This is a genomic window from Puniceibacterium sp. IMCC21224 (assembly GCF_001038505.1).
GTDB lineage: Bacteria > Pseudomonadota > Alphaproteobacteria > Rhodobacterales > Rhodobacteraceae > Puniceibacterium.
This window is the reverse complement of sequence record NZ_LDPY01000001.1, coordinates 1,771,955-1,798,011: the sequence shown is the minus strand read 5'-3', so window position 1 is coordinate 1,798,011 and position 26,057 is coordinate 1,771,955. Positions and strand designations below refer to the sequence as shown.

The 26,057-nt window shown below is 60.2% G+C and carries 26 protein-coding genes; 22 read left to right on the top strand and 4 right to left on the bottom strand.

The features are described from left to right. Position 1: 1 nt before the first annotated feature. Positions 2-1,168, top strand: a complete 1,167-nt coding sequence (locus tag IMCC21224_RS08225) for an OpgC family protein (protein WP_047994936.1) — start codon at positions 2-4, stop codon at positions 1,166-1,168. A gap of 71 nt (positions 1,169-1,239) precedes the next feature. Here IMCC21224_RS08225 and rpiA read toward each other — a convergent pair whose 3' ends face one another. Further along, positions 1,240-2,028 (bottom strand): ribose-5-phosphate isomerase RpiA, encoded by a 789-nt coding sequence (rpiA, locus tag IMCC21224_RS08220; protein WP_047994935.1) that lies wholly within the window; start codon positions 2,026-2,028, stop codon positions 1,240-1,242. Positions 2,029-2,267: 239 nt separating this feature from the next. Between rpiA and IMCC21224_RS08215 the strand changes: the two genes are divergently transcribed. The 3 genes from IMCC21224_RS08215 (at position 2,268) to IMCC21224_RS08205 (ending at position 5,545) form a co-directional block, all read left to right on the top strand. Then, complete coding sequence (locus IMCC21224_RS08215) at positions 2,268-2,972, top strand: glutathione S-transferase family protein (protein ID WP_047994934.1); 705 nt, start codon at positions 2,268-2,270, stop codon at positions 2,970-2,972. 81 nt (positions 2,973-3,053) lie between these two features. Then, complete coding sequence (locus IMCC21224_RS08210) at positions 3,054-4,427, top strand: L-serine ammonia-lyase (protein ID WP_047994933.1); 1,374 nt, start codon at positions 3,054-3,056, stop codon at positions 4,425-4,427. Between the two features lie 176 nt (positions 4,428-4,603). Beyond that, entirely contained in the window at positions 4,604-5,545 is a 942-nt protein-coding gene (locus IMCC21224_RS08205) for a DMT family transporter (RefSeq protein WP_047994932.1), read from the top strand. Here the strand turns inward: IMCC21224_RS08205 and IMCC21224_RS08200 are convergent. Beyond that, positions 5,469-6,143, bottom strand: coding sequence for a thiamine diphosphokinase (locus IMCC21224_RS08200; RefSeq protein ID WP_047996978.1), 675 nt, complete (start codon positions 6,141-6,143; stop codon positions 5,469-5,471). The two genes, IMCC21224_RS08205 and IMCC21224_RS08200, sit on opposite strands and share 77 nt — an antisense overlap. Before the next feature lie 148 nt (positions 6,144-6,291). On the opposite strand from IMCC21224_RS08200, the gene IMCC21224_RS26445 reads away from it, so the two are divergent. Continuing rightward, positions 6,292-9,126 carry a hypothetical protein gene (locus IMCC21224_RS26445; RefSeq protein ID WP_156178185.1) on the top strand — a complete coding sequence of 945 codons (2,835 nt, stop codon included), beginning with the start codon at positions 6,292-6,294 and terminating at the stop codon, positions 9,124-9,126. Positions 9,127-9,303: 177 nt separating this feature from the next. On the opposite strand, the gene IMCC21224_RS08190 is transcribed toward IMCC21224_RS26445, so the two are convergent. Together IMCC21224_RS08190 and IMCC21224_RS08185 are read right to left on the bottom strand one after the other, a co-directional pair. Then, entirely contained in the window at positions 9,304-9,525 is a 222-nt protein-coding gene (locus IMCC21224_RS08190; RefSeq protein ID WP_047994931.1) for a DUF2842 domain-containing protein, read from the bottom strand. 11 nt (positions 9,526-9,536) lie between these two features. Further along, a complete protein-coding gene (locus IMCC21224_RS08185; RefSeq protein ID WP_047994930.1) occupies positions 9,537-10,829 on the bottom strand; it encodes an adenylosuccinate synthase in 1,293 nt (430 codons plus the stop codon). A 182-nt stretch (positions 10,830-11,011) separates the two neighbouring features. Between IMCC21224_RS08185 and IMCC21224_RS08180 the strand changes: the two genes are divergently transcribed. From IMCC21224_RS08180 to IMCC21224_RS08100, 17 genes are all read left to right on the top strand, one after another. Continuing rightward, positions 11,012-11,407, top strand: a complete 396-nt coding sequence (locus tag IMCC21224_RS08180) for a DUF6524 family protein (RefSeq protein WP_047994929.1) — start codon at positions 11,012-11,014, stop codon at positions 11,405-11,407. A gap of 225 nt (positions 11,408-11,632) precedes the next feature. Next, the gene (secG, locus tag IMCC21224_RS08175; RefSeq protein WP_047994928.1) at positions 11,633-12,016 is read left to right on the top strand and encodes a preprotein translocase subunit SecG; all 384 of its coding nucleotides are present in this window, start codon (positions 11,633-11,635) and stop codon (positions 12,014-12,016) included. A 199-nt stretch (positions 12,017-12,215) separates the two neighbouring features. Beyond that, positions 12,216-13,859, top strand: coding sequence for a CTP synthase (locus IMCC21224_RS08170; protein ID WP_047994927.1), 1,644 nt, complete (start codon positions 12,216-12,218; stop codon positions 13,857-13,859). 50 nt (positions 13,860-13,909) lie between these two features. Beyond that, positions 13,910-14,938: a hypothetical protein gene (locus IMCC21224_RS27705; protein ID WP_156178183.1), complete on the top strand. Its 1,029-nt coding sequence runs from the start codon at positions 13,910-13,912 to the stop codon at positions 14,936-14,938. Further along, positions 14,868-15,944, top strand: a complete 1,077-nt coding sequence (locus IMCC21224_RS08160) for a hypothetical protein (RefSeq protein ID WP_047994925.1) — start codon at positions 14,868-14,870, stop codon at positions 15,942-15,944. The genes IMCC21224_RS27705 and IMCC21224_RS08160 overlap by 71 nt, the downstream gene beginning before the upstream one ends. A gap of 47 nt (positions 15,945-15,991) precedes the next feature. Beyond that, positions 15,992-16,771 carry a 23S rRNA (adenine(2030)-N(6))-methyltransferase RlmJ gene (locus IMCC21224_RS08155; RefSeq protein WP_047994924.1) on the top strand — a complete coding sequence of 260 codons (780 nt, stop codon included), beginning with the start codon at positions 15,992-15,994 and terminating at the stop codon, positions 16,769-16,771. Between the two features lie 213 nt (positions 16,772-16,984). Continuing rightward, the gene (locus IMCC21224_RS08150; protein ID WP_047994923.1) at positions 16,985-17,275 is read left to right on the top strand and encodes a DUF1330 domain-containing protein; all 291 of its coding nucleotides are present in this window, start codon (positions 16,985-16,987) and stop codon (positions 17,273-17,275) included. Positions 17,276-17,278: 3 nt separating this feature from the next. Continuing rightward, entirely contained in the window at positions 17,279-17,680 is a 402-nt protein-coding gene (locus IMCC21224_RS26440; RefSeq protein WP_053078925.1) for a hypothetical protein, read from the top strand. Positions 17,681-17,796: 116 nt separating this feature from the next. Next, positions 17,797-18,237: a TerB family tellurite resistance protein gene (locus IMCC21224_RS08140; protein WP_047994922.1), complete on the top strand. Its 441-nt coding sequence runs from the start codon at positions 17,797-17,799 to the stop codon at positions 18,235-18,237. Further along, positions 18,234-18,965 carry a phosphate/phosphite/phosphonate ABC transporter substrate-binding protein gene (locus IMCC21224_RS08135; protein WP_047994921.1) on the top strand — a complete coding sequence of 244 codons (732 nt, stop codon included), beginning with the start codon at positions 18,234-18,236 and terminating at the stop codon, positions 18,963-18,965. Before IMCC21224_RS08140 ends, IMCC21224_RS08135 begins: the two co-directional genes overlap by 4 nt. Positions 18,966-19,092: 127 nt before the next feature. Next, positions 19,093-19,869: an ABC transporter ATP-binding protein gene (locus IMCC21224_RS08130; protein ID WP_047996975.1), complete on the top strand. Its 777-nt coding sequence runs from the start codon at positions 19,093-19,095 to the stop codon at positions 19,867-19,869. 56 nt (positions 19,870-19,925) lie between these two features. Further along, positions 19,926-20,654: a transporter substrate-binding domain-containing protein gene (locus IMCC21224_RS08125; protein ID WP_047994920.1), complete on the top strand. Its 729-nt coding sequence runs from the start codon at positions 19,926-19,928 to the stop codon at positions 20,652-20,654. Positions 20,655-20,749: 95 nt separating this feature from the next. Then, positions 20,750-21,634 carry an ABC transporter permease gene (locus IMCC21224_RS08120; protein WP_047994919.1) on the top strand — a complete coding sequence of 295 codons (885 nt, stop codon included), beginning with the start codon at positions 20,750-20,752 and terminating at the stop codon, positions 21,632-21,634. Beyond that, complete coding sequence (locus IMCC21224_RS08115) at positions 21,631-22,437, top strand: ABC transporter permease (protein ID WP_047994918.1); 807 nt, start codon at positions 21,631-21,633, stop codon at positions 22,435-22,437. The genes IMCC21224_RS08120 and IMCC21224_RS08115 overlap by 4 nt, the downstream gene beginning before the upstream one ends. A gap of 135 nt (positions 22,438-22,572) precedes the next feature. Next, the gene (locus tag IMCC21224_RS08110; protein ID WP_047996974.1) at positions 22,573-23,907 is read left to right on the top strand and encodes a glutamine synthetase family protein; all 1,335 of its coding nucleotides are present in this window, start codon (positions 22,573-22,575) and stop codon (positions 23,905-23,907) included. 86 nt (positions 23,908-23,993) lie between these two features. Then, complete coding sequence (locus IMCC21224_RS08105; protein ID WP_047994917.1) at positions 23,994-24,677, top strand: type 1 glutamine amidotransferase; 684 nt, start codon at positions 23,994-23,996, stop codon at positions 24,675-24,677. Beyond that, positions 24,674-26,038: a glutamine synthetase family protein gene (locus IMCC21224_RS08100; protein WP_047994916.1), complete on the top strand. Its 1,365-nt coding sequence runs from the start codon at positions 24,674-24,676 to the stop codon at positions 26,036-26,038. Before IMCC21224_RS08105 ends, IMCC21224_RS08100 begins: the two co-directional genes overlap by 4 nt. Positions 26,039-26,057: the final 19 nt, after the last annotated feature.

Here is a 26,057-nt window from a genome sequence, read left to right as displayed (position 1 = left end):
TATGTCCCCCCAAAAGTCACCAATCGGCGCGCCGCCGTCAACGCGCGACCCGCGACTGGATTTTTTCCGTGGCCTCGCGCTGGTGATGATTTTCATCAACCACGTGCCGGGCAATCCGCTCGAATCCCTGACCAACCGCAACTTCGGCTTTTCCGATGCGGCTGAGGGCTTTGTGTTTATGTCGGGTGTCGCGGCGGGGTTGGCCTATCCAATGGCCTTTGTCCGCCTGCCGTTGTGGCGGGCGATCGCAAAATGCTGGGGCCGGGCCTGGACGCTTTATTCCGTGCATTTGGTGATCACTGTGATCTCGCTCGCGATCATGTTGGGTGCGGCCTACTGGTTCGGCGCGGACAAGATGTGGAAGGTCAATAACGTCGCCCCCTGGATCGGCGCGCCGGTACAGGCGACCATCGGAATCGCCATTCTGGGGCACCAGTTTGGCTATCTCAATATTCTGCCGATGTATGCCGCGCTGTTGCTGATGACACCGGTGATGATCCTGATCGGTCAGCGCAATATCTGGCTTATGCTTGGGATTTCGGTGCTGTTGTGGATCATCACCGGCGAGACTCGGCTGAACCTTCCGGCCTATCCGAACCCCGGCGGGTGGTTTTTTAACCCGTTCGCCTGGCAGCTCTTGTTTGCGGTGGGCCTTGCCACGGGGATGCAACTAAAATCCGGCAAGCGGCTGTTGCCCAATGTGGCGTGGGCAAAGTGGCTGTCGCTGGCCGTGCTGGTATTCGTTGTGGTGTGGATGAAGGTCGACGTGATCCGCGAGGCCGGAAATTCAGGTCTGAGCTATTTGCGCGACCATGGCTGGCCGTTTTACATCACCAATTTTGACAAGACTTACCTTGCCGCGCCGCGACTGCTGCATGTGTTGGCGCTGGTCTATTTCCTCTCGACCCAAGGCTGGGTGCGGCGCCTGTCCGCCAGCCGCTGGGTCTGGCCGGTCCAGTTAATGGGACGCTTTGGCCTAGCCTGTTTTGCGCTCGGCACGGTGCTGTCGATTCTGGGTCAGTCAATCCGGGCGGGGTTGATCGACGATCCGTGGATGTTCGACTTTGGCTATGTCCTTGCTGGGTTGGCGGTGCAAATGGGTTTTGCCCGGATCAAGTGGCAACTGGCCCAAACCCCGGTCGATCGGCGTGCCCCTGATCCTGCTTAACACCGCCGTAAACCAACCGGCCGAATACGCAGAACCAGATTTGTCTGCCTGACGCCGGTTCGCCCTAAAACTTATTCACCAAGGTCGCGAAAAAGATTGTCAGTCTCGACAAAATCCAACCGCTCTTCCTGAACGGTGCCCGCGTTGATATCGCGCAGCTCGACCCGTCCGTCGCCGTATCCGATCACCACTACGTCGCAAATGTCGATGAACAGGCCATTCTCGACCACACCGGGGATTTGGTTCAGCACCATCGCCAGTTGACGCGGATTGCCGATCCGGCCCAGATGCAGGTCAAGGATATGGTTGCCCTCGTCGGTGATGAACGGTCGATCACCATTCATCCGCAACGTCGCTGCGCGCCCCATCACATCCATCGCCACCAGCGTTTCCTCGATCAGCGCCTGCGTGGTGGGCCAGCCAAACGGCACAAGCTCGACCGGCAGCGCAAATGCGCCCAGATGCTCGACCTCTTTGGCGGCATCGGCGATCACGATCATCTGGTCGCTGGCCGTGGCCACGATCTTTTCCTGCAACAGCGCGCCGCCGCCGCCCTTGATCAGGTTCAGCTCCTGATCGAATTCGTCGGCACCGTCGATCGTCAGGTCCAGCCAGCGCGCCTCGTCGAGGCTGATGACCTCAATCCCGACGTCGCGGGCCAGTTGCGCTGTGCGCGTCGACGTCGGGACGCCGCGGAATTTGAGCCCGTCGTCGCGCACCATCTCGCCCAGGCAGCGCACCAGCCAGGCGGCGGTAGATCCAGTGCCCAGCCCGACCCGCATGCCATCCTCGACATATTCGGCGGCGCGTTTGGCGGCTACAAACTTGGCCTTGTCGATGGGGGACAATTCTCCGGTCATCTGGCATTCCTCTGTCTGGTTGGCCTCGGTCTGACGGCCTCGGTCTGATTGGCGGCCTTATAATGCGCGGTGCCGCTGGGGGCGAGAGACAATTGATCCCTCCGCCCACATCGCCGGACGCACGATGTCCCATGGCCTGTCCGCTTGCGAACTGTCGGCATCGGTGCCAACGTCTGGAAACGCATATAAATCGTCGCAAGCAGACGGGCCACAACCGACCCGCGCGCTACTGGATAAGTATGAACCAGCCTTACCGCCTGCATTACGCCCCGGACAACGCGTCGCTGATCGTGCGGCTGGCGCTGCTCGAACTGGGGCAATCGTTTGAAACGGTGCTGGTGGATCGCAGCGCGCGGGAACAGCGCAGCCCGGCTTACCGCGCGCTCAATCCTGTCGGGCGCATCCCCATGATCGAGACGCCACACGGCCCGGTGTTTGAGACCGGCGCCATCCTGCTCTGGCTGGCAGAGACCCATAACGGCCTTGCTCCGGCGGCTGATTCCCCTGGGCGCGGGGCGTTTCTGGCCTGGCTGTTTTTTCTGTCCAACACAGTGCATGCCGAGATGCGGATGCTGTTCTATCCTGCAACCTATGCAGGGCCACATCAGTCGGTACAGCAGGGCCTGCGTCTCCGGATTCAGGACAACATTTGCGGACATCTTGGTCTGCTGGATCAGGCTGCGGGCACGGGTCATTCATGGTTCGGCGCAGAGCAGCCGACGCTGCTCGATATCTACCTGTGTCCGCTGTTGCGCTGGTGCGCCCTGTATCCAGACGGGCATACGGATTGGTTCCGCCTGTCCGACACCCCTGCCCTGCACGCCATCGCGACGAGGTTCGAGGCGCGCGACACTGTCCGTATCGCATCTCAGGCCGAAGGGCTTGGTCCCTCGCCGTTCTCCGCGCCACAACGCGCCGCTCCTCCCGAGGGCAGCGCCACCTGAGCCCCGCAGGCCCTTGCGACCCGCCGCCGGACGCGAAACACTGACGTCAACGCCCCCTTTAGCTGAAAAGAGTGCCCGCGCATGTTCCTCTCGGTCTTCGATATGTTCAAAGTCGGAATCGGTCCGTCATCGTCCCACACGATGGGGCCGATGGTGGCCGCCGCGCGGTTCCTTGATCAGATGCGGACGGCGCCGTTTGCCTTTGCCGGTGTGCGCGCGTCGTTGCACGGCAGTCTTGCCTTTACCGGTGTCGGACACGCCACCGATCGGGCCACGATCCTTGGCCTCGCCGGGTTTCGGCCCGAAACTTACGATGCCACCGCCGCCGACCTGGCGTTTGCAACCATCCGCGATACGTGCCGACTGACACCCGAGGGGTTGCCGGAACTGACCTTCGATCCGGTGAATGATCTGCATTTCGACTTTGGCCCAAACTTGCCCGGCCATGCCAATGGCATGATCCTGATGGCAACCGACGCGCAGGGCGACGTGATCCTGCAACAAACCTATTATTCGATCGGCGGTGGTTTTGTGCTGACCGACACCGAGCTGGCCGCAGGCAAGGCAAGCGACGATGGCCCGCCGATCCCGTATCCGTTTGGATCAGCGACCGAGATGCTTTCCATGTCCCAATCCAGCGGGCAGAGCATCGCCCAGATGAAACGCGCCAATGAGGTGGCGCGGGGCGGCGCGGCCAATTTGGATCGCGGGCTAACCCGGATTTGGCAGGTGATGACCGATTGCATTGATCGGGGCATGGCAAACGATGGCATCTTGCCCGGCGGGCTCAAGGTCCGTCGCCGCGCCCGCGCGATTCATCAGGCGCTGCTGGCCGAACGCGGCCAGAACCAAAGCCCGCCGCACACGATCAACGACTGGATGAGCTGCTACGCCATGGCCGTGAACGAAGAGAACGCCGCTGGTGGCCAGGTCGTGACCGCCCCCACCAACGGCGCGGCTGGCGTCGTGCCCGCGACAATCCGCTACTGGCTGGACCATGTCCCCGGGGCGAGCGAACGGCTTGTGCCTGATTTCCTGCTCACTGCGGCGGCGATTGGCGGATTGGTCAAGTACAACGCCAGTATTTCCGGCGCCGAGGCCGGTTGTCAGGCCGAAGTCGGCAGCGCCGCGGCAATGGCAGCAGCCGGACTGTGTGCCGTGCTTGGCGGGACACCGGCGCAAATCGAAAATGCGGCCGAAATCGCGCTCGAACATCACCTTGGCATGACCTGCGACCCGGTTCGCGGGCTGGTGCAGGTGCCCTGCATCGAACGCAACGGGCTGGGCGCGATCAAGGCAGTATCAGCCGCGTCACTGGCGCTGCGCGGCGACGGGGTGCATTTAGTACCACTGGACGCCTGTATCGAAACGATGCGCCAGACCGGCGTCGACATGTCGGAAAAGTACAAGGAAACCTCTCTGGGTGGTCTGGCTGTCAATATCCCCAATTGCTGAAAGGTATGATCACAGCGGATCACCCCCAATTCTCCGGCGGCTCGGGATTCGCCACGCAAACCCCTAAACCGAGTGGAAAGTCATCATAAAAATGCAACTTCAAGTTGATAAATTTCTCTCCTCTTAATTTAAACGTGAGACTTGTCTTAGCTCTGGCTTCTGGCTAGCGTCCGGTCATGCACAAGGATAACCCACTTCTGGGCATCCTCTTGATGCTGGGTTTCTGTATCGTGGCCCCCATGGGCGATGCAGTGGCCAAGCTATTGGGGGGCCAAGTCCCACTTGCACAGCTGCTGCTGGTTCGCTTTGGTATCCAAGCCATTGCACTGATCCCATTTTTGTTGCTGACCCGGCGCAGCTGGCGTCTGCGGGGGCGCTTGCTGGCGCTTACCATTCTGCGCACCCTGCTGCATATCCTTGGCATCGGCATGATGTTTTCCGCGCTGATGTATCTGCCACTGGCAGACGCGGTCGCTATCGCCTTTATCATGCCTTTCCTGATGCTGATCCTGGGACATTTCGTTCTGGGAGAAGAGGTTGGCATGCGCCGTCTGCTGGCCTGCGCCGTTGGGTTTATCGGCACACTTTTGGTGGTTCAGCCCGCCTTTGCCGAAGTCGGCTGGCCCGCCTTGCTTCCGTTGGGTGTTGCCGTCAACTTTTCGGTCTTCATGCTGGTCACCCGTCAAATTGCGCGGCAAACAGATCCGATTGGATTGCAGGCTGTGTCAGGCGTCATGGCCGTCTGCCTAATCGCACCGCTGGTGATTCTGATCCCGGCGGATGCCTTTCCTGCCTTGGCCTGGGAATCGCCCAGCCGTGCAACCTGGTCGCTACTGATCGGTATCGGCCTGCTTGGCACCCTTGCGCATCTTTTGATGACATGGTCGCTGCGCTTTGCCCCGTCTGCTACGCTGGCGCCAATGCAGTATCTAGAGATCCCGATCGCCACGATCATCGGCTTTGCCGTCTTTGGCGATCTGCCCAATGCACTTGCCGCCATAGGTATCTGTGTGACTGTTGCCGCCGGTCTCTATATTGTGATCAGAGAGCGGTCCATGATGCTGTCTGCCCGCGCAATGCCGCAAGTACCGTCTCAAGTGCCGACACCGGCAGAATAAGCAGCATCTTCGCCGCCGCGATCCGCAAGTGGACTGGCCCGATGACCTGGTTCGAGGTACCCCCCACCTGATCCGGCGCAAATCGCAGTCCGCCAATCGGCCAGCGCAATCCCTGCGATGTGCCCGTCACTGGCGCCAGCGGCCAGAGCGACAATCGCGAGCCCTCAGGCAGATCGAGATCCAGCTCCGGCGGGCAGAGCAACACCAGATCCGATGCCCCCACCAGCACGCAGCGCCGCGAGGGGTATCGTGCCAGTACCGTCAGTGCCGCCAGTTCATGATCGACCCGTCCACCCAGGAATCCCCAGCCCAGCACCAGCGGCGCCTCAATCCGGCGCAGACATTTCTCGAAATCGGTGTCATCCTGCCCATCTATCCGGTGGACGCCCCCCGGTGGCAGCGCATCGAGCGCCTGTTCAGACACCGAATCCATGTCGCCGATCACCGCCACTGGGGTCGTTCCCAAGCGCAGGAGTGGTTCTAACCCGCCATCCGCCGCGACGACGGTGTTAACCATGTCGCAGAGCGCCGCAAGTTGCGTCACGTCGCCCGGCGCGCCGCCAACCAGCAGAATCGGGGTATTTTTGTGAACAATCACGATTTTTACCCCCAATTAAGACAGTGTTTGGAAACCGATCACAATCTAGCCATGAAATGATACGCTCAAAGGCACAGATTCGGTCAGCTTTAGACTTGGGTAACATGCTAAACACACTGTTGCAGAAAATGTGAAAGTGAGCAGGCACATGGTAAGTTCGAGTAAGATTTTAACAGTCTCCTACGGTACATTCTCATGTACCCTAGAAGGGTTCGACGATTCCTTTGATACCATGAAGGCGATTGCGGAGTATTTTCGTGATCTGACGCAGGACGACCGCTACTTCGGCGCTGAACCGCCATCGCCGGACGCCGAGATGCTCGCCCGCATCGCCGAGCGCGAGATTGCCCGCCGGGTTGACGCCCGGATGGAGAATGGCAGCTACGTGTTGCGTGCCGCTCTCGACCGCCCCGACGCCGCGCCTGCCTCGGGTGGCCCAGCCGCGACACAAGCCGAAATGCCCGTTCCCACCCCGGCCCCAGCTGCACAGGCCAAAGTGGACGACCAGCCTGCCCCCGCCGCAAGCGCCGCTGACCTGCCCCCAGCCGCTGCTGACCTGCCACCGGCTGACGAGACGGACCAAGCCGCCCAGCCTCTGAGCGAAACCGGAATTTTGCCTGCGGATGACGAGGTACAGGACGCGCCGCAGCAGGTAGAATCGCCGGCCACATCCACAATTGCGCCGGAACCTGTTGCGACAACCGACCCGGCACCGACGCCCGAGGTAAAAGACGACACCATCGCTGCCACCGACACTACGGTTGCGACCCAAGTCACATATGATGCTCCGACGACCGCTATGCCCCAGGTCGAAGCGCCTCAAGTGGCAAATCCGCCCGCCGACACAGCCAGCGCGACCACTGAAACCGCAAGCACCGAAAGTGCAGCGATTGTCGAACCTGTGGCAAGTGAAACGCCCGAGCAGACCGCTCCGGCACAGAGCGACCAATCCAGCGTCGCCGCAAAACTTCAGCGGATTCGTGCTGTCGTCATGGCAAACCGCACGACCAGCACCAATTATTCCGAGGACGAGCACGCCGAAGAAGCCTTTGACGAAGACGCGGTCAGCGCCTTTATGGGTGGTTTCCCCGCCAGCGACGAAACCTCGGCCCGTGCAGAAGTACATATCGAACCGGACGCCGCACCTGAAACCGCTGAATCGCACGCGGATGCCCTCTTCGCGGACACAATCGCCAGCGTTCTTAGTGCAGAATCAGCAATTCACGCGCAGGACGCGGACGACACCGATCATGCCCCGACGACTGACGAAGACCTGTCGCAGACAAATGCAACAGATACCGACGAAGCCCCGATCGAAGAGTCCGCAGACAGCGCCACAGATGATGCCGTTGATCTCTCGGAGTTTTCTGTCCCCGAGGTGGCGCGTTCAGCCCCCCCGGCACCGCGCCCCATGGCGCGTGTTATCAAAATCAAGCGCGCCGCGTTTGATGCCGCAGTCGCGGCGGGCCAGCTCGAAGAAGTAAAGCCCGATCCGGTCGCCGAGCAGATCAGCAGCCTGAGCGCCGAAGAAGAAGCAGACCTCGCCCGCGAACTCGCCACTGTTTCCAGCGAATTCGACGAAGATTGGGACGATGACGCCGATCAGGCCCAGACGCAGGACGAAACCGCCGATCTGGATGACGACGACGAATGGGACACGCCGACATTCGGCGACATCAAACTCGAGGCTCTCGAAACACCGGCACCCGACGCATATAACGACGCCGATGACGAAGAGGAATGGGATACCCCGGCCAGTGACGTCAGCCCGCAAGTGTCCAGAGTGTCTACGCCGGTCTCGCTCGCCAAGGAGACCGCTGATGAAGAATGGAATGCCCCTGCCGCAACGACCCCGATCGCAGACGATGCGAACAGTGACGATTGGGACCAATTTGCGCTGGACGACGCCGACGATAACACACCGCTGGTGGCAGTAGCCGAGCGATCCACAGGGAACAGCGACGCCGAAGACGCCTGGGACACACCAACCGCATCTGAGGAGGAGGATGAGGTCGCGACGCCGCCGGTCGATGCCATCGCTACGGACGATTCTGCCATCAATCCCGATCTGGACGATGACGACGATCTGTCGTCGCTGCTGGATGACGAGGACGACGACGAAGCCGAGGATGGTAACAGCCTCTTTGCTCGCGACGATGTAGACGAAGCGCTGGACCGTATGGCCCGGGAAGGGGCGCGCAAGGCGGTCAAACTTTCCAGCCCGGCCCGCGTTATGCTGACGGAAAACCGTATCGAAGAAGAAGGCACGTCAGTTTCGCGCATTCTGGACGAAACCAACACCCAGCTTAGCGAACCCGAGGGCAACCGCCGCCGCAGTGCTATCGCCCACCTGCGTGCCGCTGTTGCGGCCACCCGCGCCGACCGCATCCTTGGCCGCAAAAAGGACGTCGAAAAAGAGGCCGAGCCTTATCGCGCCGACCTAGCCAGTGCTGTACGCCCACGTCGTCCCGTCGCGGTGCCGGATGCCAGCCGTTCTGACCGCCCGACCCAGTCGCGTCCTGCGCCGCTCAAACTGGTGGCAGAACAGCGCGTCAATCCCGCCCCGGCTGCCGTCGCTCCGCGTCCGTTGGCTCCGGCCCCTGCCGCAGCGACACCCGCTTCGGATCAGCCTGTGATCGTGCGCCCGCGCCGCGTCGTGCGCAACACCGCCCGGATCAACGAAGCGGATCAGGCCGCCGACATCGGCTTTAGCGAGTTTGCTGAAACCATGGGGGCCACCCACCTGCCAGAGCTTCTCGAGGCCGCCGCGTCTTACATGTCGTTCGTCGAAGGCCGCGAACAGTTTTCGCGTCCGCAGCTAATGACCAAAGTGCGTGCCGCTGAACAGTCCGAATCCAGCCGCGAGGACCGGCTGCGCAGCTTTGGTCAATTGCTGCGGGACGGCAAGATCGAAAAGACCCGTGGCGGGCGGTTTACTGCCTCGGACCGGATCAGCTTTAAACCGAGCGAACGCGCAGGCTAAGATAATCAGCCCGGAAAATGCGAAAACGGCGGGTCGCCAGACCCGCCGTTTTGCTATGCAGCGCGAAGAACGTCAGCCCTAAGCCCGAGCATATTCTTCGAATGCGCATGTATGGTGCCCATGATCAATTACACGACGCCAAAGACAGGCGTGGCGGCACATCAAACCGCGCTGCGGTTACTTGCCCTCGTCCGGATCAGCCTGCCCGACGCCACGGAACACGTATTTGAACGGTAGCGCCCAGAGCAGACCCAGCGCGACATAAATGCCAAGCTCCAGCAACAGCGGCGGCCGCCCGAGCCAATTCATGATACTGATCGACAGCACGATATAGAGCGGCAGTCCCACCAGCAGGATCAGAACAGAAAACCACCGGCGTCTTTTATAGCTCAGCGCCATGTTTGGCCCCCTCAATCTGCAAACGGGTCGGTGACCAGAATCGTGTCCTCGCGCTCGGGCGAGGTCGAGAGCAGCGCAACAGGGCACCCAATCAGCTCCTCGACGCGGCGAACATATTTGATCGCCTCTGCGGGCAGATCAGCCCAACTGCGCGCGCCCTCGGTCGACTGTGACCAGCCCGGCATTTCCTCATAAATAGGTGTGCAGCGGGACTGTGCATCTGCCGCCGTCGGCAGATAATCCAGACGGGTGCCGTCCAGCTCGTAGCCGATGCAGATTTTCAGCGTCTCGAAACCGTCCAATACGTCGAGCTTGGTAAACGCGATTCCGTTCACCCCCGATGTGGCACAGGTCTGGCGCACCAAAACCGCGTCGAACCACCCACAGCGGCGCTTGCGTCCGGTTACGGTGCCAAACTCGTGACCTCGCTCACCTAGGCGCTGCCCATCGGCATCGTGCAACTCGGCCGGGAACGGACCTTCGCCGACGCGTGTGGTATAGGCCTTGACGATCCCCAGCACAAAATCAATTGCCCCTGGGCCGATGCCCGTACCAGTCGCCGCCTGCCCGGCGATGACGTTGGACGAGGTCACAAAGGGATAGGTGCCAAAGTCGATGTCCAGCAGCGCTCCCTGCGCGCCCTCAAACAGGATGCGTTTCCCCGCCCGGCGCTTTTCATTGAGAATTTTCCAGACCGGCGCCGCATATTCCAGCACCACCGGAGCAATCTCACGCAGGTCGGCCAACAGCCGGGCGCGATCAACCGGCTCCAGCCCCAGACCCCGCCGCAGCGCATCATGATGCACCAGCGCACGATCGACCCGCTCTTCCAGAGTTGCCGGATCGGCCAGGTCAGCCACCCGCACCGAGCGGCGGCCCACTTTATCCTCATAGGCGGGACCAATGCCGCGACCGGTGGTCCCAATCTTGGCCACGTTTGTCGCAGATTCGCGCGCCCGGTCCAGCTCGCCATGGATCGGCAGGATCAGCGGCGTATTCTCGGCAATCATCAGGGTTTCCGGGGTGATCGTGACCCCCTGCCCGCGCAGTTGCGCGATCTCTTTCTTCAGATGCCACGGGTCCAGCACAACTCCATTGCCAATGACCGACAACTTGCCACCGCGCACAATTCCGCTGGGCAGCAGCGACAACTTAAAAACAGTCCCGTCAATCACCAGCGTATGGCCAGCATTATGCCCGCCCTGAAAGCGCGCGATGACATCGGCGCGCTCGCTCAGCCAGTCAACGATCTTGCCCTTGCCTTCGTCGCCCCATTGCGCGCCCACGACCACAACATTTGCCATGTCTTTGACCCTTTCGATCCGACGTTCAAACCCGCGTGTGTATAGCCATCCCAGTGGCCCGGCGAAACCACCAATTTGCAGGGTCGGCCTCGGGGCTGGACAGGCTCAACGCTTTCGGTCCATCAATGGCCCAGTCGCACGGGCAAAACAGTCGCACGTGCAAAACAATTGACGAGGGTTTAATGGGATTTCTGTTGCGCTGGGTCTGTGCCTTTGTCCTGCTGGCCGCCACCTACAATCCAACCTCGTGGAGCTATGCCCGCTGGGCGCCGAACAATTTCGACACGCAATTGCCCCTGACCGTTCTGCTCGGCCTCGTGCTGCTGATCGGTTACATAATCTATCTACGCGCAACATTACGATCCATCGGCGCCTTTGGCATGCTGCTGGTTCTGGCGCTAGTCGCTGCACTGCTCTGGGTGCTGTCTGACTATGGCCTGCTGGATCTGAGCAACCAAACGGCGAGCCAATGGCTCGGCCTCCTCGCGCTGTCTCTGGTGCTCGGAATCGGCCTAAGCTGGAGCATCATCCGCCGCAAACTCTCGGGACAGGCAGATGTGGACGACGTCGACGAATAACCCCCACACCGACTTCTTCTCTTCTAAAATACGCACTTTGCGACAGATCAGGCAGATGACCAAGCCAACCGCGTATCTCAGTTCCGCCCGTCAGACGCCCAAGGCAATATCGCAACCACCGGCAACCCGGCGCGGATTGCCCGGTCAGTCGCGTTTCCACGGGTTGCGCCTAGGCCTCATTGGGCCTAGATACCGCCAAACCGCACAGCAGCGCACAGGTCCACAATGGAAAACGTCGTCCTCATCATCCACCTCCTTCTTGCTCTGTCGCTGATCGGCGCCGTGCTGATGCAGCGCTCCGAAGGTGGCGGGCTCGGTATGGGCGGCGGCGGCGGCGGTGCGATGACTGGTCGCGCTGCAGCCACGGCGATGGGGAAACTGACCTGGATCTTGGCTATTGCTTTTATCTGCACCTCGATCGCGCTGACGATCATTGCGGCATCCAGCGCGTCTGGTACGTCGATCATGGACCGGATCGGCGGCACCTCCGACAGCGCAGCTCCGACGACAGACAGCGTACCGGGTATCCCCGGTCTCGACACCGATTCCATGCTACCGCCACCGTCGGGCACCGACACCGACGCACCACTGGTGCCGCGCGCCGACTGATCCGGTTATCCCGTCGCCGCACACTCGGCAGGGCGACGACACCACAACGGATTGAGCATGACGTCACGTCCGCAACAGCATCTTGCGGCCGGCTTGCTTTGGCGATGCGAATCCTCTATATGTTAAATCCCGTGATGCTACCGATCCTCTGGGATCTGTGGGATTTAAAAACGTAATAAAATCACGGGGTTCGCGCCACATGGCTCGTTTTATCTTCATCACCGGCGGTGTGGTCTCTTCCCTTGGCAAGGGGCTGGCTTCGGCTGCTCTGGGCGCCTTGCTTCAGGCGCGCGGCTTTTCCGTCCGACTGCGCAAACTGGACCCTTACCTCAACGTCGATCCCGGCACCATGTCGCCGTTCGAACATGGCGAGGTGTTTGTCACGGATGACGGGGCCGAAACCGACCTCGACCTTGGCCATTATGAGCGGTTCACCGGGGTCTCTGCGCGAAAGACCGACAGCATCTCGTCCGGCCGGATTTATTCCAATGTGTTGGAAAAGGAACGCCGCGGCGATTACCTTGGCAAGACGATTCAGGTGATCCCGCACGTCACCAACGAGATCAAGGATTTCATCTCGATCGGCGAGGACGAGGTTGATTTCATGCTGTGCGAAATCGGCGGCACCGTCGGTGACATCGAGGGTCTGCCGTTCTTTGAGGCGATCCGCCAATTCTCCCAGGACAAACCGCGTGGCCAATGTATCTTTATGCATCTCACTCTGCTGCCGTTCATCAAGGCGTCGGGCGAACTAAAGACCAAGCCGACTCAGCATTCGGTCAAGGAACTGCGTTCTATCGGTATCGCGCCTGATATCCTTGTCTGTCGCTCTGAGGGGCCGATCCCGATCAAAGAGCGCGAAAAGCTGGCGCTGTTCTGCAACGTTCGCCCCGACAGCGTGATTGCCGCGCAGGATCTCAAGTCGATCTACGAGGCACCGCTGGCTTATCACCGCGAAGGACTGGATCAGGCCGTGCTTGACGCCTTTGCCATCACCCCCGCCCCGCGTCCGAAACTCGACCGGTGGGAAGATGTCGCCGACCGGATCTACAATCCCGAGGGCGAGGTCAGCGTCGCCATCGTCGGCAAATACACCCAGCTCGAAGACGCCTATAAATCGATTGCCGAGGCGCTGACTCATGGCGGCATGGCAAATCGGGTCAAGGTCAATATCCAGTGGGTCGATGCCGAGATTTTCGATCGCGAAGACCCCGCACCCTACCTCAGCGGTTTTCACGCCATTCTGGTCCCCGGCGGCTTTGGCGAACGCGGCACCGAAGGCAAGATCAAGGCCGCACAGTACGCCCGCGAACACAAAATCCCCTACCTTGGCATCTGCCTGGGGATGCAGATGGCGGTGATCGAAGCCGCGCGCAACGTCGCAGGCGTCAAGACCGCAGGCTCCGAGGAATTCGACCACGAGACTGGTAAAAAGCGTTTCGAGCCGGTGGTTTACCACCTCAAAGAATGGGTGCAGGGCAACGAAAAAGTCAACCGTTCGGTAAGCGACGACAAAGGCGGCACCATGCGCCTGGGTGCCTATGACGCCGTATTAGCCGAAGGATCACGCGTCGCCGGGATCTATGGCAAGACGACCATCGACGAACGTCACCGCCACCGCTACGAGGTCGATATCACCTACCGCGAAGCACTCGAAAAGGCAGGGCTCAGCTTCTCCGGCATGTCCCCGGATGGAAAATTGCCCGAGATCGTCGAATGGTCAGACCATCCATGGTTCATCGGCGTGCAATTCCATCCCGAGCTGAAATCAAAGCCGTTCGAACCGCATCCGTTGTTCAAGGATTTTGTCAGGGCGGCGAAGGATGTGTCGAGGTTGGTTTGATGCTGGCCGTATAAAAGAATATTTCCGACGCGTTGTTGACTGGAGCGCTGATGGCTTTGAAATCAGCAAACCACCATGCGACTTATTTTGACTATTCGTTGGATCACTATGGCACTGCTTCCATCCTAGATGCCGCTCGCGCCGGAGAGCTTTTATTCAAAGCAACAATCGCAAAGCAACATCCGCTGCTGATTTTTCGAGATATCTTTTCTCTCAAACTGATCGGGGAACCCGGTCCAGATCTAGACTCACTTATTGCAAGCGCAAAAACACACGACTTTTCAGTTCTACCAAACATTCTTTGGTTGGTAACTGGCGAAAAAATATCGGATCCAGAGATATTTGAACTAGTGAGAGCAAGGAGAAATGCACTACAACACTTCTTTCATCATGATACATGGGATAGCTTTGCCGAAAGTAGTAGGTTCTTGGCATTTAAGTTTATCTACCGAAATCTTGATCCAATTTTATTTTCTAAATTTGGAATGTGTGCTATTGAAAACTTTGAACATCAAGCCGATGGATACGAATACACAGTTCACTCCTTGCTTCGGATGGGTGAGCGATTTTCTGTTCCAGGAAACTTTAATATTGGAGAGGAAGATCCAAATAGTTCGATTGAAGATCAGTGTGATAGTTACAAAATTTGGTTCTCTTCTGAGATGGAAAAATCGAGCGGAGAGATATATTCCACTTTTCACCATAATTTTTCGAATGTAGCTCAGATTGCTACCCATATTTACCCAACAAAGGTCCAGCGCCTGCCCGCGGGATGGCGCGTGCAACGGCGGTTCGGGGCACTTTATGCCAGCCAAGCCGTCCTCACTCAGACGTCCGCACTGACCTCACCAAAGCGCCAGCCCGGGGGGCGGCAGGCGTTGGACCGGCGCGCTTCGCGCTTGATTCCGGTCCGGGGGCACAGACCCGCCGTCGAAAGCAAAAACCCCACACATTCCCCCCGGCGCCCGGACCTGTTACACCCGCCTCCAAGCGGATCAGAGCACAGCAATGCCCCACACACCCGACCTCCTCCTCCATATCGGCCATGGCAAAACCGGGTCGACCTCGATCCAGCGTAGCCTTCAGAACGCCCCTGATGCGCTGAAAGCCGCGAACATCCTCATGGCCGACGCGGATGGGCACGCCAATCACCAGCGGCTATTTGCGCATCTGACTGGCGTGCCAAAGATCCAAACCGGCAGCGACGAAAGCCCAGAACACGCGCTGAAAAACGCCGAACGGCTGTGGCGAAATCTGCTTCTGGCGATTGAGGCCCAGCGCCCCGACACAGTGGTCATCAGTTGTGAAAATCAGTTCCGCCCGTTTGACCCTGCCGCGTTTGAGCGGATGAACCACGTGCTGCACGCGCAGTTCAAATCCGTCCGCGTGGTCTGTTACCTGCGGGCGCCCGCGTCGTATTTTCTGTCGGCCGTGCAACAGGACCTCAAGAAGAACGGCGATTTTGCCCTGCCTTCGGCCAGCCGGTTCCGCGACACGCTAGAGCCATGGCAGACCCATGGCCCCGGCCCGGTCACGGCGTTGAAATTTGACCGTAAGGCGCTGAAGGACGCGAATGTGGTCCATGACTTCTGTGCCAATTTCCTGCCCGGTCTGGATATCGACGCCTTGGGCACGCTGGCTGCGGAAGAGAATTCCAGCCTTAGTCCCGAGGCGATGCAGATCCTGCAATCGTATTTCCGTGGTAAATTTTCCGCGCCTCATCCGTGGTACGCCCGTCGCGCCCAACGGTTCAAGGCGCTGGTGCGCCGGGCGGATGCACAAACGCCGGCACGGACCAAGCCGACACTGCGGCCAGGGCTTGGCCCAGTGATCGAAGCGCGCTGTACCGACCTTGATTGGCTGGCGCAGCAGTTTGGAATCAGCTTTGCCGCAATCGCCCCGCCTGCCTTGTCGCAGGCCGAGGCAGAGATCCAATATCAAAGCCTGCGCGATGTTGCGGATGTCTGCACCGTGAATTCCGCGCGGTTAACTGTGTTGTGGGACCGGATCACCACACTGGCGCGCACCGAACAGGCGCCGATGCAGGTGTTGGGTCGCCTGTTACGTCGACGCCCATTGCGCTAGGGGGCGCGGGCCTTGCGCCGCGACCCTATCCCGCCTACTTCGCCGATATGCTTTCCTATCAACATCACTACCACGCCGGGAATCTGGCGGATGTTCACAAACATGCGCTGCTGGCGTGGATGCTGGACTATCTGACGCAAAAGCCCAAGCCGCTCAGCTATATCGAAACCCACGCCGGGCGCGGTCTGTACGACCTCAGCGCGCCCGAGGCCATGCGCACAGGCGAAGCGGCAAAGGGTATCCTGCGCGCCGATCAGTGGTTTGCGCCAGCGCATCCCTATGCCCGCGCGTTGGCGGCACTGCGCCAGGACCACGGCCCCGACGCCTATCCCGGATCTCCGATGATCGCGGCGACGTTGTTGCGGGCGCAGGACCGACTGCATCTGGCGGAACTGCATCCCGGTGAACATGCCGCGTTGAAGTCCGCCCTCGATCGCAAGAACATCCATATCCACCACCAGGATGGCTTTGCCCTCGCGCAGTCCCTATGCCCGCCAGAGCCGCGCCGCGGGCTGCTGCTGATCGACCCGTCCTACGAAATCAAGAGCGACTATGCCGATCTGCCGCGCATTCTGACGACGCTGCACCGCAAATGGAACGTCGGTATTCTGGTCTTGTGGTATCCGATCCTGACCTCGGGCGCACATCATCCGATGCTGGACGCGCTAAGCGCGGCGCACCCCACAACCTTGCGTCATGAGGTGAGCTTTCCCCCGGTTCGTGATGGGCACCGCATGGTGGGTTCGGGGATGTTTATAATCAATCCGCCCTATGGCACTGACGCACAAGCTGCGATCCTGTCCGGGCATTTTGCGCGGCTCAGCTGAATTCCCCGCCCTGACGGCCTCGGAAACTGGGGGGTGTTCGGCACAGCATCAGCATCGCCCCCCTGTGGTTAGAGTTGGACGCGCCAAAGGATTCGCTACCACTGCCCCCACCCAGACCCCAGCCCGCAGGGTCAGAAACCGCCGCCATTGCCAAGTCACCGTGCTTGACGCAAACTGCTGTTTGGACAGCTCCGGGAGGAGAAGGAGGAGGATATGGCAAAAGCCTATTGGGTCGCGCATGTTACCGTGAACGACGCGCAGATATATGAAGCGTACAAAGCTGCCAACGCCGCCCCGTTTCGCGAATTCGGCGCGCGGTTTCTGGTCAGGGGAGGGCCGCAGGAACAGTGCGAGGGTGACACACGCCCGCGCACTGTGGTGATCGAATTCCCCAGTATCGAAGCGGCCCACGCCTGCTATAACAGCGACGCCTACCAGGCGGCTAAGGCGCTGCGCGATCCCGTTTCGACCGGGGATCTGGTCATCGTCGAAGGTTATGAGTGACCTATGTCCGCGCGCCTGCTCTTGTGGCTGAACGCCCCGGATTGCGCCTGGCTCGACCCGGCGGATACTCCGATGGCATTGGGCACGCTGCTGGTGATGGTGGCGCGTGACCATCCCGGCGCCATTGGCGGCATGCGGGATGTGGATGAAACCCTTGCCCGTCATCATCATCTGACCGCCGCCGAGGCCACCGAGATGCGCCGCAACTGCGAAATCGTCGCCGATCAGGCACCGCCCTGGCCGGTTCTGGCCGACCTGCTCAGCGCAAATGTACCTGATCACGAGCGGCGCGCCCTGCTGTCCTGCCTGCCCCAAAACCGGCGCGGTCTGTCATGTGCCGATCTGTCCCATGTCGATCTGCACCACCTTCTGGGGCTTGATCCGCCCCCCGGCGCACGCCATTAGCCGCGCGGCCCTGCGCTTGAGCTTCCGCGAAGGCAGCTGCAACTGTCACCTGATGACACCTCTTGCGGCCACATAGCCCATTGGCCCGGCGGTCAAATCGCCCTATATCGCATGTCATGTTTAGTGATTTTCTGAAGCGGCTGACTCAGCCTGACCCTTCGCAAATGCCCGATGCCGACGCCCGGCTGGCATTGACCGCGTTACTTGTGCGTGTCGCTCGCTCTGACGGCAGTTACGACCAGTCCGAACGCGCGCGGATAGACCGCATCGCGGCTGGCCGCTATGCCCTATCGCCGGATGCTGCGCGCAATCTGCGCGCACACGCGGAAGAGCTGGAAATCCAGGCTCCAGACACTGTGCGCTTTACCCGCGCGATCAAGGATGCCGTGGCCTATGATCACCGAATCGACGTGGTCGAAGCCCTGTGGGAGGTCGCATTAGCCGATGGTGTGCGCAGCGACGAAGAGGATTCGCTGCTGCGCCTCGTCTCGTCGCTGTTGGGTGTGTCAGACGTCGACAGCGCCATGGCACGCCAGCGGGTCGAGGCACAGAAGTGATCGTCAGCCTGCCGATGTATGACCGCGCTGAGACGGCCGCGGATACTGACGCACTCTGGCAGTCAGTGCGGACACAACTGGGATATGGCCCACAGCAGGTTGATCGCGATATCGACCTCTGGGATGCTTGGCTTGGGCCGGATCTGCTGTTGTCGCAAACTTGCGGCCTGCCATACCGGACGCGCCTGCACGGCAAGGTACAGTTGCTTGGCAGCCCGGATTACGGTTTGCCCGGGTGCCCGCCGGGGTATTATAATTCTGTATTTGTTACCCGGCACGACACGCCCGGCACGCTGGTCGAAATCATGACCCGGCGCGTGGTGATCAACCAGACCCACAGCCAGTCTGGGTATGGCAGCCTCTATAATTTTGCACGCGAGCGTGGCCTCACACTTGGCCCGATCTGCGAGAGCGGCGGCCACGTCTTTTCGGCGCGCATGGTGGCTGATGGCGTCGGCGATATCACGGCGATCGATGCGCACTCATGGCGGCTGATCCAGCGGTTTGACCCTCACGCCGCTGCCCTACGCGAGCTTGCCCGGACTGAACCGACACCCGCCACCCCCTTTATTACCAGCCTCGGGCAAGACGCCGATGCACTACGCTGCGCCCTCAGCGATGGTATCGCAGCCCTGCCCCGGCACACCCGCGACAACCTGAACCTGCACGGGATCGCGGCGGTTCCCGCGGCCGCCTATCTTGATGTTCCCAACCCGCCCAATCGTTGACGAAACGGGCGAACCTGGGGTCATCCTGCCCGCGAAATGGCCGTTTGTGCTGTTTTGCACGTTGCAATGCGCGGAAATTTATCGCCATTCTGATGTGAACCCAATTTATGCAACACAACAGGCCCTCGTGATAAATTCAGCCCCCGTCATCAGCATTCGCAATCTGCACAAGCAGTATGGCCCGCTTGAGGTGCTCAAGGGTGTGGATATCACTGCCCACCGTGGCGACGTGGTTTCTCTCATCGGATCTTCGGGATCCGGAAAATCGACACTGCTGCGTTGCGCCAACCTGCTCGAGGACAGCCAGCAGGGCGACGTCATGTTCAAAGGTGAACCGGTCATCTGGCACGGCAGTGGCCTTGGCCGCCGGCCCGGCGACGCCAAGCAGGTGCTGCGCATCCGCACCAACCTTTCGATGGTGTTCCAGCAGTTCAATCTGTGGTCTCATTTGACCATCCTTCAGAACGTGATGGAGGCACCAGTGACCGTTCTGGGCCGCGCCCCGTCCGACGTCGAAGAGGCCGCGCGCGGCTATCTCGATAAGGTCGGCATCGGCGACAAATGTGACAACTTTCCCGCCCAGCTGTCCGGTGGCCAGCAGCAGCGCGCCGCCATCGCCCGCGCGCTATGTATGGAGCCCGAAGCGATCCTGTTCGATGAACCGACCTCCGCACTCGATCCCGAGCTTGAACAAGAAGTGGTGCAGGTCATCAGGGATCTTGCCGCCGAAGGCCGCACCATGCTGATCGTGACGCATGACATGAAGATGGCCCATGATGTCAGCAATCATGTGGTATTTTTGCATCAGGGGCTGGTCGAAGAGGAAGGGCCGCCAGCCAGCTTGTTCGGTGCTCCAAAATCCGAACGGTTGCAGGGCTTTCTGCGATCCACCCAACACGCCTGACCGGCCCCAAAGGCCGCAGTCAATTCCACGCCAAAACCACTCCAGGGAGAAAACAGATGAAAACGATCCTGACTGGCACCGCCGCGCTGATGCTTTCGGCCAGCATGGCCTTTGCGGCTGCGCATTCGGTTGTACGGCTCGGCACCGAAGGCGCCTACCCTCCGTACAACTTCATCAATGACGCGGGTGAAGTCGATGGCTTCGAACGCAAGCTCGGTGATGAGCTGTGCAAGCGGGCCGAACTGACTTGCGAATGGGTCACCAACGAATGGGACAGCATCATCCCGAACCTGGTGTCCGGAAATTACGATGCGATCATCGCAGGCATGTCGATCACCGACGAGCGTGACGAGGTGATCGACTTTACCACCAACTATACCCAACCCGATCCCTCGTCCTACATCGGGCTTGATGGCGCTGATGTGGATTTCACCGGCGGTGTTCTGGCGGCGCAGGCGGGCACAATCCAGGCCAGCCACATCGCCAGCGCCGGGGCCACCCTGCTCGAATTCGCGACCCCGGACGAAACCGTGGCCGCAGTGCGCAACGGCGAAGCTGACGCGGCCCTGGCTGACAAGGCCTACCTGCTGCCAATCGCAGAAGAAAGCGCCGACCTCGCCCTTGTCGGCGACGACGTGCTGATCGGCGGCGGCATCGGCCTTGGCATCCGCGAAAGCGACGCCGAACTGAAAGAGAAATTTTCAGCCGCCATCGAGTCGATGAAGGCGGATGGTTCGCTGAATGCACTGATCGAAGAATGGCTGCCCGGTTCAGCCCTGTTCTGATATCGCAGACCAATAAGGGAGGGGCGCTGCCTCTCCCTTGTCGGCTTCTTCTCTTCAAAAATACGCTCTTTCTGACCTGACCCCGAGGCGCACCCATTTTCGAGTTTTGCACAGATCCCGGCCAATTGTCAGATGCCGCCTGGCTGGCCTGTTATCTGACGACCGGCAAACACATGGCGTTGTATTGGTCGTTTGGGACGGTTCTGCTGTTGCTCGCGATCACTGCACCCACTGCTCTGGCGTTCGGTTTTGGTGGCGCTGCGGCCGCGCGCTCACGTATCCTGCCGGTTCGGTGGTTCGGTCAGGCCTATATCGCCATTGTGCGCGGCGTTCCCGACATCGCCTTTTTCCTGTTCTTCGTCATCGCGCTGGATCAGGCGCTTGAATATGTCCGGCACAAGGTAAAATGCCCGGACTGGGACGCCCCGATCCGTCAGGGCAACGATTTTGTTGTCTGCGAAATCGCCAAGCTGCCACTGGGCAACGCACCACAATACATGCATGAAATCTATGGATTCTTCCTAGCGGTGCTGACCTTTGCCATCGTCTTTGGCGCCTTTGCCGCCAATGTAATCTATGGTGCCATGCGCGCCGTGCCGCAGGGCCAGTTGGAAACAGGCGAGGCCTATGGTATGTCGCCACGTCAATGTTTCTGGCGCATTCTGGTGCCGCAAATGTGGGTCTATGCCCTGCCCGGCCTGTCCAACCTGTGGATGGTGCTGATCAAAGCGACGCCGCTGCTATTCCTCCTCGGGGTCGAGGATATCGTGTATTGGGCACGCGAGCTCGGCGGTGCCAAGACGCCGCGCTTTACCGACTATCCGCATGGCGACTGGCGGATGTGGTATTTCCTGGTGTTGTTGGTCTTTTATCTGCTGTTCACACGGGTTTCGGAACTGGTGCTTGAACGGGTGATGACACGTCTGACTCACGGGCAGGCTACTCTGGGCGGCAACGCGCAGCGAAAGGCCACGGTATGAGCTGCTGGGAGACGATCGCCGACTACGGTCTACGCTCGCTCGGGATTGGTGAGCGCCTGTTGCCGCGCGCGGATTTCACGCTCTGTCAGCAGGTGGTGCTGATCGGGTCGGGCATGATCTGGAATATCTATTTCGGGGTCGTTGCGCTTAGTTCTGGGTTCTTTCTGGCGACGGCTGTGGCGGTGGGCAAGGCATCGCAGGTCAAAGCGCTGCGCAAACTGTCGGAGTGGTTCATCTTTATCTTCCGCGGCTCGCCGCTGTTCATTCAGTTCTTCTTTGCTTATTTTGGATTTCAAAGCCTCAAATCCGTCTCGTCGGTCTTTGACCCGTTCTCGTCAGCCTGGCTTGGCGCGCTTGTAGTGCTGTTCTTGAACACCGCCGCCTATTCCGGTGAGATTTTTTATGGCGCGCTGCGCTCGGTACCGCGCGGTGATGTCGAAGCGGCGGACGCCTACGGCCTTACCGGCTGGAACCGGTTCCGGCGGATCATCTGGCCGACAATGCTGCGGCTGGCCTGGCCCGCCTATACGAACGAGGCAATCTTTCTGTTTCACGCCACCACTTTGGTGTTCTTTTCCGGTTTTCCGGCGCGGCAACAGGGCGGCGACGCGCTGTATTACGCCAATTACTTTGCCGATAAGACCTTTAACCCCTTTGTCCCCTATCCAATTCTGGCCTGCTATTTCATCGTTCTCACCCTGATTGTGGTGTCCTGCTTTGGTCTGGTGAACCGTCGGTTGAACCGTCATCTGCCACAAGCCCAGCGGCCTAAACTGCGTATCCGCCCCAACCTGATCCGCTAGGGTTCCCCAACCTCTGGCGCGTGAAAGATCGCCCCGTGCGATCGTCCCGCCTTTGTGCTTGCCAAGTGGGGGTGTTCATCGCTATCCATAATTTGATCAAATTAATTTCAACCCTGGTGCCCCATGTCCTCCGTCATGAAGAACTATCTGCGCAAACATCCCGAGGTGCGGACAATCCGCGTGGCGGCTGCCGATCTCAACGGCCAACCGCGCGGCAAACGTGTGCCGTCACGCTTTGCCGACAAAGTGGTCGAGGATGGCACCCGCTTTCCACTGTCTGTCCTCAACCTGGACATCTGGGGCGAAGACATCGACGATAGCCCACTGGTGTTCGAATCCGGTGATGCGGACGGGGTGCTGAAACCCACTGAACGCGGCTTTCTGCCCATGCCCTGGCTCGAAGCCCCCACCGCGTTGCTGCCAATCTGGATGTTTCGCGAGGATGGCCGCCCCTACGAGGGTGATCCGCGTCAGGCGCTGCGGACCGTCGTGGATCGCTACAAGGAAAAGGGCCTGACACCAGTTGTCGCGGTCGAGCTTGAGTTCTTTCTGATCGACGATTCCGGGCGCAATCTTCAGGTGCCAATCAGCCCTCGGTCGAACAAGCGGCGTAAGGCGGCCGAAACCATGTCGATCCGCGCGCTCGACCAGTTCGACACGTTCTTTACCGACCTCTACGACGCCTGCGAGGCGATGGATATTCCCGCCGACACCGCGATATCCGAGGCCGGTCTGGGCCAGTTCGAAATCAACCTGATGCATGGCGACGACGCCTTGCGCGCTGCCGACGATGCCTGGCTGTTCAAGATCCTGGTCAAAGGGCTGGCGCGTCGCCATGGCTTTGCCGCGTCCTTCATGGCCAAACCCTACGAGGATTACGCCGGCTCAGGCTTGCACACGCATTTTTCCGTGGTCGACAAGAATGGCGCCAACATCTTTGACGATGGCGGCCCCAAAGGCACGGCGCTGATGCGCCATGCGGTGGCAGGCTGCATCAACGCGATGCACGACAGCACGTTGATCTTTGCGCCGCATCTCAACTCTTATGACCGCATGGTTCCGGGCGCGCATGCGCCGTCGGGTATCTGCTGGGCTTATGAGAACCGCACAGCAGCCATCCGCATCCCGTCAGGCAGTTCCGCCGCGCGGCGGATCGAACACCGCGTCGCCGGGGGCGATGTGAACCCCTATCTGATGCTGACTGCCATTCTGGGGGCTGCTTTGAACGGGATCGAAGACGGGATCGAGCCGCCCGAGCCGATCACCGGCAACGCCTACGCGCTGGAACTGGACCGCATCCCCGGTACCTGGGGCAAAGCGATCAACGCCTTTGAACAAAGCGCCATTATCCCGCGATTGTTTTCCCCCGAGATGATCCGCAACCTTGTGCTGACCAAACGTCAGGAACTGTTCTACATGGCCGAACTCAGCCCCAACGAACAGGTCGAAATCTACCTCGACACGGTCTGACACCGCCTCTTGCGACATGGACGGCGCTCTTGCTGTCCATGTGGCCGCGCTCTACCCTGCACGCATCACCCGAGGATCGGTACCCCATGAAAATCGGCATCCTGCAAACCGGACATGTCAACGAACAGCTCGTCGATGAAAACGGTGACTACCCCGAAATCTTTGCCCATTTCCTTGCGGATCAGGGCCTTGTCTTTGACAATTATCCGGTGGTGGACGGGGAATTTCCCTCCGGCGCAGAGGCCGCTGACGGCTGGCTGATCACCGGATCAAAATTCGGCGCCTATGAGGATCTGCCGTGGATCGCCCCGCTTGAGGCGTTGATACGCGCCATTTACGTCAGTGGGCGGCCTATGGTCGGCATCTGCTTTGGCCACCAGATCATCGCTCAGGCGCTTGGCGGGCGGGTCGAAAAATTCGATGGGGGTTGGTCGGTGGGACGCCAAGATTACACCATCGGCGCCGACACTTTCGCGCTGAATGCCTGGCATCAGGATCAGGTAACGGCCGTGCCCGAAGGCGCTCAGGTGATTTCATCCACGGCGTTCTGTGCCAACGCGGCGCTGCTGTACACGGGCCGTGCCTTTACCCTCCAGCCCCATCCCGAGATCAACCGCACCTATCTGAAAGGGCTGCTCGACACTCGTGCGCCCGGGGTTGTGCCCGAAAACCTGAGGCAAGAGGCATTGTCGCAACTCGACGAACCCACCGACAGTGCCCGGCTTGCCGATCTGATCACGCTGTTTTTCAAGGAAAAGAGGATCGCATGAGCGAAGACTGGACCGACGCCCTGCCCGAATCCGCCCGCGCCTTTCTCGAAGGCCGTCGGCTGGACGAAGTTGAGTGCATCATCTCTGACCTGCCCGGCATTGCGCGTGGCAAAGCAGTGCCAGCGTCGAAATTCGCCAAGCAGAAATACTTCCACCTGCCGGATTCGATCTTTTACCAGACCATCACCGGAGACTGGGGTGAAGCTGCGGATGCGAACGAGGGCTTTATCGAACGTGACATGATCCTCAAACCGGATATGAGCACGGCCACCGCCGCGCCATGGACTGGCGACTGGACCTTGCAGGTGATCCACGATGCCTATGATCGCAAGGACCGCCCCGTGGCCTGTGCGCCGCGCAACGTGCTGCGCCGGGTCTGCGATCTGTACGCAAAGCAAGGCTGGCAGCCGGTTGTGGCCCCCGAAATGGAATTTTTCCTTGTCGCGCGCAACATCGACCCTGCCAAGAGCATTGAGCCGATGATGGGCCGTTCGGGCCGCCCCGCTGCCGCGCGTCAGGCTTATTCAATGACGGCTGTTGATGAATTCGGCCCGGTGATCGACGATATCTACGACTTTGCCGAAGCCCAGGGATTCGAGATTGACGGCATCACCCAAGAGGGCGGCGCCGGCCAGTTAGAAATCAACCTGCGCCACGGCGACCCGATCAAACTGGCAGACGAGGTGTTCTTTTTCAAACGCCTGATCCGCGAGGCGGCGCTGCGGCACAATTGTTTTGCCACCTTCATGGCGAAACCGATTGCAGAGGAACCTGGATCGGCGATGCATATCCATCATTCGATCCTCGATATCGAAACCGGCAAGAGCATCTTTACCGGTCCCGGCGGCGGTGAGACCGACGCGTTCTTTCACTTTATTGGTGGGTTGCAACATCATATGCCCGCAGCGATTGCGGTACAGGCACCCTATGTGAATTCCTACCGGCGGTATGTAAAAGACCACGCCGCGCCGATCAACCTTGAGTGGGGCCGCGACAACCGCACCACCGGCATCCGTATTCCGCTATCGACACCCGAGGCGCGGCGGATCGAGAACCGGCTGGCGGGCATGGACTGCAACCCCTACCTCGGCATCGCGGCGTCGCTGGCCTGCGGCTACCTTGGTCTGATGGAAGAGCGCCGCCCGTCAAAGCAGTTCAAGGGTGACGCCTACGAGGGGGAAGGCGACATTCCCCGCGTACTCGGCCAGGCGCTGGATCTGTTTGACGAGGCCAAGGAATTGCACGACGTCCTGGGTCCGGAATTCGCACGGGTTTATTCCATCGTGAAACGCACCGAATACGAAGAGTTCCTTCAGGTCATCAGCCCTTGGGAACGCGAACACCTGCTGTTGAATGTCTAAAGGTGCCGCACCGGCGCGA

Bases quoted from the DNA above. Each gene is read 5' to 3' on its own strand.
- IMCC21224_RS08140 (WP_047994922.1), top strand. From the start codon at position 17,797: ATGTTTAGTGATTTTCTGAAGCGGCTGACTCAGCCTGACCCTTCGCAA.
- IMCC21224_RS08150 (WP_047994923.1), top strand. From the start codon at position 16,985: ATGGCAAAAGCCTATTGGGTCGCGCATGTTACCGTGAACGACGCGCAG.
- secG (WP_047994928.1), top strand. From the start codon at position 11,633: ATGGAAAACGTCGTCCTCATCATCCACCTCCTTCTTGCTCTGTCGCTG.
- IMCC21224_RS08225 (WP_047994936.1), top strand. From the start codon at position 2: ATGTCCCCCCAAAAGTCACCAATCGGCGCGCCGCCGTCAACGCGCGAC.
- IMCC21224_RS08185 (WP_047994930.1), bottom strand. From the start codon at position 10,829: ATGGCAAATGTTGTGGTCGTGGGCGCGCAATGGGGCGACGAAGGCAAG.
- IMCC21224_RS08110 (WP_047996974.1), top strand. From the start codon at position 22,573: ATGAAGAACTATCTGCGCAAACATCCCGAGGTGCGGACAATCCGCGTG.
- IMCC21224_RS08210 (WP_047994933.1), top strand. From the start codon at position 3,054: ATGTTCCTCTCGGTCTTCGATATGTTCAAAGTCGGAATCGGTCCGTCA.
- IMCC21224_RS08160 (WP_047994925.1), top strand. From the start codon at position 14,868: ATGCCCCACACACCCGACCTCCTCCTCCATATCGGCCATGGCAAAACC.
- IMCC21224_RS08180 (WP_047994929.1), top strand. From the start codon at position 11,012: ATGGGATTTCTGTTGCGCTGGGTCTGTGCCTTTGTCCTGCTGGCCGCC.
- IMCC21224_RS08215 (WP_047994934.1), top strand. From the start codon at position 2,268: ATGAACCAGCCTTACCGCCTGCATTACGCCCCGGACAACGCGTCGCTG.
- IMCC21224_RS08170 (WP_047994927.1), top strand. From the start codon at position 12,216: ATGGCTCGTTTTATCTTCATCACCGGCGGTGTGGTCTCTTCCCTTGGC.
- IMCC21224_RS08100 (WP_047994916.1), top strand. From the start codon at position 24,674: ATGAGCGAAGACTGGACCGACGCCCTGCCCGAATCCGCCCGCGCCTTT.
- IMCC21224_RS08115 (WP_047994918.1), top strand. From the start codon at position 21,631: ATGAGCTGCTGGGAGACGATCGCCGACTACGGTCTACGCTCGCTCGGG.
- IMCC21224_RS08105 (WP_047994917.1), top strand. From the start codon at position 23,994: ATGAAAATCGGCATCCTGCAAACCGGACATGTCAACGAACAGCTCGTC.
- IMCC21224_RS26440 (WP_053078925.1), top strand. From the start codon at position 17,279: ATGTCCGCGCGCCTGCTCTTGTGGCTGAACGCCCCGGATTGCGCCTGG.
- rpiA (WP_047994935.1), bottom strand. From the start codon at position 2,028: ATGACCGGAGAATTGTCCCCCATCGACAAGGCCAAGTTTGTAGCCGCC.
- IMCC21224_RS26445 (WP_156178185.1), top strand. From the start codon at position 6,292: ATGGTAAGTTCGAGTAAGATTTTAACAGTCTCCTACGGTACATTCTCA.
- IMCC21224_RS08205 (WP_047994932.1), top strand. From the start codon at position 4,604: ATGCACAAGGATAACCCACTTCTGGGCATCCTCTTGATGCTGGGTTTC.
- IMCC21224_RS27705 (WP_156178183.1), top strand. From the start codon at position 13,910: ATGGCTTTGAAATCAGCAAACCACCATGCGACTTATTTTGACTATTCG.
- IMCC21224_RS08155 (WP_047994924.1), top strand. From the start codon at position 15,992: ATGCTTTCCTATCAACATCACTACCACGCCGGGAATCTGGCGGATGTT.
- IMCC21224_RS08190 (WP_047994931.1), bottom strand. From the start codon at position 9,525: ATGGCGCTGAGCTATAAAAGACGCCGGTGGTTTTCTGTTCTGATCCTG.
- IMCC21224_RS08125 (WP_047994920.1), top strand. From the start codon at position 19,926: ATGAAAACGATCCTGACTGGCACCGCCGCGCTGATGCTTTCGGCCAGC.